The organism is Vibrio sp. OPT46, assembly GCF_015163535.1.
Classification (GTDB): Bacteria; Pseudomonadota; Gammaproteobacteria; order Enterobacterales; family Vibrionaceae; genus Vibrio; species Vibrio alginolyticus.
The window spans coordinates 55,006-60,315 of record NZ_JADDYG010000074.1 but is presented as its reverse complement, the minus strand read 5'-3'; the positions used below and the strand labels follow the sequence as shown (position 1 = coordinate 60,315).

The 5,310-nt window shown below is 41.1% G+C and carries 3 protein-coding genes; all 3 read left to right on the top strand.

What is annotated here, in order from left to right; translation table 11 throughout:
* Positions 1 to 18: 18 nt before the first annotated feature.
* Genes IQR33_RS03145 through IQR33_RS03135 form a run of 3 tightly spaced genes read left to right on the top strand, consistent with a single transcriptional unit; the run spans position 19 to position 5,125 of the window.
* The gene (locus IQR33_RS03145) at positions 19 to 747 is read left to right on the top strand and encodes a PilW family protein (protein WP_047103645.1); all 729 of its coding nucleotides are present in this window, start codon (positions 19 to 21) and stop codon (positions 745 to 747) included.
* Positions 737 to 1,174, top strand: a complete 438-nt coding sequence (locus tag IQR33_RS03140) for a hypothetical protein (protein ID WP_047103642.1) — start codon at positions 737 to 739, stop codon at positions 1,172 to 1,174. Before IQR33_RS03145 ends, IQR33_RS03140 begins: the two co-directional genes overlap by 11 nt.
* Positions 1,175 to 1,180: 6 nt before the next feature.
* Complete coding sequence (locus tag IQR33_RS03135) at positions 1,181 to 5,125, top strand: DUF6701 domain-containing protein (RefSeq protein ID WP_193837566.1); 3,945 nt, start codon at positions 1,181 to 1,183, stop codon at positions 5,123 to 5,125.
* The last annotated feature ends 185 nt before the right edge of the window (positions 5,126 to 5,310 follow it).

Genomic DNA, 5,310 nt, shown 5'->3' with positions numbered 1-5,310 from the left:
GATAAGGGGAAACTACTAATGAAAAATCGTGGTTTCACTTTAATAGAAATGGTCATCACTATTGTGGTTGGTAGTTTTATCATGCTCGGAATTGCTGGCTATTTGCAGTTAGGAGCAAAGGGCTATGCCGACACTATCGATAGGCAGAAACTACAAACTCAGGCTCAGTTCGTTATTGAGAAAATGTCTCGAGAAATTCGTCATGCGGTGCCGAATAGCTTTTTTATTGATGAGAGTGAAAAAAACTGCCTGATGTTTATGCCGATAGAGCATTCTGGTTTTTATGCGATTTCTGGAAATGATATACAGTTTGTGGTTGGCTTTTTTGGTGACAATGCTCCCGAGCTTGATAGTGGCTTGAAAATGGTGATTAACCCAACACGGCTAAGTGATTTAACCTCATCCACTCATAGTGTTGATGTTGGAGCGCTTTCTCCAGATTCGGATAAAGCATATAAGATTATTGATGGCGCTAGTTTAGTAACCAGTCGCTCCGTTTCTAATCGACACTATCTCTATGATCCATCTAAGTCAGTGAAATATTGCTTTGTAGGCCCACAGATACAGCGTAACGGCGAAATAATTGCCGACAATCTTATTTATGTTGATGATCAATCTCAGAGTTATTTCAAATATGACGATAAATTGCTTCATCGAGGCGGGCTCGTGCATCTGAGGTTCGTGTTTGAACAGTCCGGTGAAAGTAGTGTGTACCAACAAGATGTGCAGGTGCTGAATGTTCCATAATAAGCAAAAAGGCAATGTGTTAATTGTGACGCTCTTTGTCATTATCGTAATGGGGTATTTGGCTGCGTCACTAATGAAAGTGACTTGGTCTAATCAAAGTGGTTTAACGCGTGAGTTTTTGGGTACAAAGGCATGGTTTACTGCTCAATCGAGTAATGACTGGGTGTTAACTCAGTTTTTCCCTTTAGATGAATCTGCTGCTGTTGCAACCCGTTGCGATGCTATCGAGGCAGAAAGCGTTAAGCCCGACAGCGGCTTGTTCGATCAGGCATGCAAAGTGACAACGATTGAATGTCAGAAGGCAGGTAAGCTACCAGGTGACTTTCCTGGTAAAGAAGTGGAGCTATATGTGGTTAAAAGTGTGGCTGTTTGTGGTTCTGGAGTGTCTAAAGTTCAACGTCAGCAAGAAGTTTGGGTAAGGGAGTAAAATACAATGAAAAAAATAATAACATCGTTACTTACGGTAGCGCTTTTCCTTTTTTCGTCAATCAGTTTTGCTGCAGTAAATAACAACCCTCAGTTTGAATTTGGCACTGTGCCAGCAGATAAATGTACTGTAGCAGGGCCAAGTGTGACTTGTGACATCGAGTTTCAGAATTCTTACTCACAACCTCCTCTGGTTTTTGTTATGCCGACGATCGATGCGAGTCGCTCTAACTTTGATAGCAAGACCACAGAATACCCTTCAGATTTGAAAATCTGGTCTATCAGTTCATCCAAAGCAACAATAAAGCAGTTATTACCTCCTCACAGAGCCGCTTGCCGCTATCTAAAATACAATCGTAAAAACGATAAATGGCAATGTAAAAACACTGGCGAGAGAATAACTTATGTTGATGCACCTATGAATGATATTGACTACTTGGTAATGGAACCAGGCGTTATTAAGTTTGATAGTGGTGCCATGCTTGTTGCAGGCAAAGTGAGCTCTAAACATACATTTTCTAATAAGCCTGATGGGACAAATAACATCAGCAAGCAGGTTAATTTTATTAACTTTGGTTTGAACACTGCTTTTTCAAAGCCACCAGGTGTTTTGGTTCAAATTCAAACTCGAAACAATATGGTTGGTAGCCAACCACTTTGGCTAAATACGATCGCTCTAGATCCTACTCGTACAGGCTTTTCATTAATCATTGACCGCTCTGAAGTGACAAAAAATGCGGTACTTGATCAACCTGAAGAAGTGGCGTTTGTGGCAGGCTATGGTGAAGGTTTTACTCAAGGGCGAAAATTTTGGCTAGGTAATGGTTCAACCCGTAATACGCTTAGCGCTCTGAATGATAATGTCATTAAACCAGTTACTGAGGGCTGTAAGCAGCTTAGCTACTTCCCGGTTACTGGCTTCAAATCTGCTCCGGTTTTATTGGCGTCTAAGCGTACTCGAAATGGTAATAACGGTGGTTGGCTAAGGCGTTGTTCTGTGACTAAAACCAGCGTTGCTTTGATTAATGAAGAAGATATGGATAGAGATGCTGAACGTGGTCACGTTGTTGAGCCGTTTTCATACTTCTTATTCGATAAGCCTCCTACAAGTGAAATTTGTGAGTTGTTTCCATCTCCAGTTCAAACTTGGACTGGCAATTCTAATGCGCTTCTAAAGATGAAAAATAATGCTCGGATTTCAGGGGCCCCTTATGTGAACGGTAAGCGTTACGTTGGTTTTCCTCAGTCGAAAATTACTTTAGAAAATAATGCATCATGTGACGATGAAGGTTGTTTTGGTAATGAAGGACTGATGATTAAACGGTTGGAATTAGAGAGTTTTAAGACTAGCTCTAAAGAGGTTGTTGTCGATCATCAGGAGAGTAAAACATTTTCTAGTTATGAGGTACTGGAAAAACTAGAAGTGAAAAACAATGCTAAAGTTACATTTAAAACGGGAACTTACTGGATAGAAGAGCTAAAGGTTGATAACAGCGCACAAATAAATATTCCAGACTCACAAAAAGTGCAAATTCATGTGAAAAAGCTGGAGCTGAAAAACAATGCGAAATTTTATACAGTCGGAAAAGCCGAGCTGATAATCATTGGTCATGGTAACGATAAAATTACTCTTGATAACAGTGCTGAATTGACAGGACTGCTCTATACAGAAGCAAGTGTAGAGTTAAAAAACAATGCAGTAGTTTATGGTGCGGTTACTGCTCGAAGTATTTCGATGGATAACTCGGCAAGTATCATTGCTACAGACAACCACTGTTTTACACCTTCAGATGATTATGAAGTAACGCTATCACCAGCAGCACAATATGCGTTGATGTGCGGGACAGAGCAACCTAGCTTTGAAATAGAAACCAAGAATGATGGCTATGCGGAAAGTACAGGGGTTACTGTGCAGGTTTATCCTGATGCCGATAAGTTCTCTGTAGAAGTCGCTGATAGCACTGGTACAGGCACTTACCCAAGCTTTACTACAAGCAATGTGTCTTCGAAGCTTGGTAAGTTGAAGCTACAAGTTACCGTTACAGATCAAAATGGTATTGAGCTTAATGACGAATATACGTTAAAGGTTACGGTGGACAATGATCCATCAAAAACGCAGACGTCTACCTTCAAATTTGTACCATTCAAGTTTGACGTAGATGACCAAGCAATCGTAGCTGGTAAAAATTATCAAATAGAAACAAGAATATTAGCTTGTAGCGATGGTCAGCAAACGGTAGTGAAAAGTTACACGGGCTCACCAAGTGTTCAGTTGGAAATCGAAACACCAGCTGACGGGCGCAGTGACGCGAGCTTATTAACATATGAGCCTAAATTTATTGACTCAGAGCAAGGTAAGACATCAGATACCTTTAAGCTAATGGAGTCGGGCTTGTACACAATCAAACTCGAAGATGCGAATTTCACGTGTGATCCTCAGTACTCAGATGAGTGTCCAATAGCTCCGGATGAAGATAAAGGTGAGCAAGAATCAGTGGTTCTCAATGGCTCATTCAGCGTTAAGTCTCGACCATGGAAAATTGCCGCATGTAATATTGTGGCGAAAAATGGTGGAAAAGCTAACCCTGCGACACAAGCTACTGGTGATGGCTTTATTGCCTCTGCTGAAAGCTTTAATGTGACCTATAAACCAGTCGTTCATAGCGACTCACGTGGTAATGCTACCAATGTTTGTGAATACCCACTGACACAAAACTATTTCTCTGATTCAAATACGGCTGCACCACTTGATGCTGAGTTTTCTGTCTTGTACCCATCGGGTGGTGATATCGCCAACTTAGACCCAAGTAAAGGTTCAAGTTTAGACTTTAGCTCTGAAGAAGCTAAAGCGGGTAAAACAGTTGAATACGTTTGGGATGAAGTTGGCTCTTTAAACCTTAAAACTAAAGCAACGTATTTGGGAGAGAAACTAGATGAATATGACGTCACCGTTGGTCGTTTCTATCCTGATTATTTTAAAGTAACAGGAACCGAGTGGACTTATCCTGATAATCAGAATGACTCCGTTTATATGGGGCAAAACTTTGCGTCAGTTAAGTTTGAAGTCACTGCGTACAACGCTGATGGGTATGCTACGCAGAACTATGGTAGTTTTGCTGATTCTTTGAAAGCAGACTTGCACTTAGCTGGAAGCTTTTCTGACCGACTTAGTATCTTGAACTCTGATCTAACCAGTAAAAACTGGTCTGGTGCGATTTGGAGTAAAACCTGGGTTAATTCTGTTGATTGGAGCAAAGCTGTTAATTTAGATGGTCCATTTAACTCCAAAGTATCAACAGATAGTTCTACTGAGTCATCAATTGCGTTGTCTCTCAATAATACAGCGAGTACGAAGACAGCACATATTGACCCAACTCTATTTCTGACAGAAGGTCATGATGGCAAACAATCTCGTACCGTAGAGCAACAACTGTTATCTCAACCTGATGTTAGGTATGGGCGTATGGTTTTAGATGATATTGGCGGAAGACAAGGGGATACACTCAGCATTCCTCTTAAAGTTGAGTACTGGAATAAGAACCGATTTGTCGTCAATTCTAAGGACAACCGAACGGCCGTTTCTGCTGTAGAGCAAGGCGATGATAAACTGATTTGGAGCAGTCCAGATGGTGTTACTGCCTGTGATATCGATATTCAAGTTCTTGATTCAGCAGACAGTGAAACATCCAGTGCTAAAGTTACCGGGGGCATATTACCAAATGCAAATAGAGAGCGTTTAACCGCTGTACAAGGTTGTGATAATGAAGTTCGACAGCAATCACAAGTTTGGTTAGATCTTGATGATTCAAAAAATGGCTTACCTTGGCTCAAGTACAACTGGGACAATAAGAAAGCTGGTGAAGAAAACCCATCCTCCGTCGTCACCTTTGGTATTCATCGAGGTAACGATCGCGTGATTTACCGTGGTGAGCCAGGGTTAACCGGACAGTAACAACTTAGGTTTTTGCCCTTAAGTTAGGAAACTGCAAGAAATTGAGGCTTTCTGCTCATGTTTGTGTACCAATACCTTGCTGTGACAGCGAGGCATTGGTACATTTAGAGCAATTTTTGTCTTCTATATTTTTGCAGGATGAGCGAAGAGTATGTTTAAGAAACTTCGTGGCATGTTTTCTAACG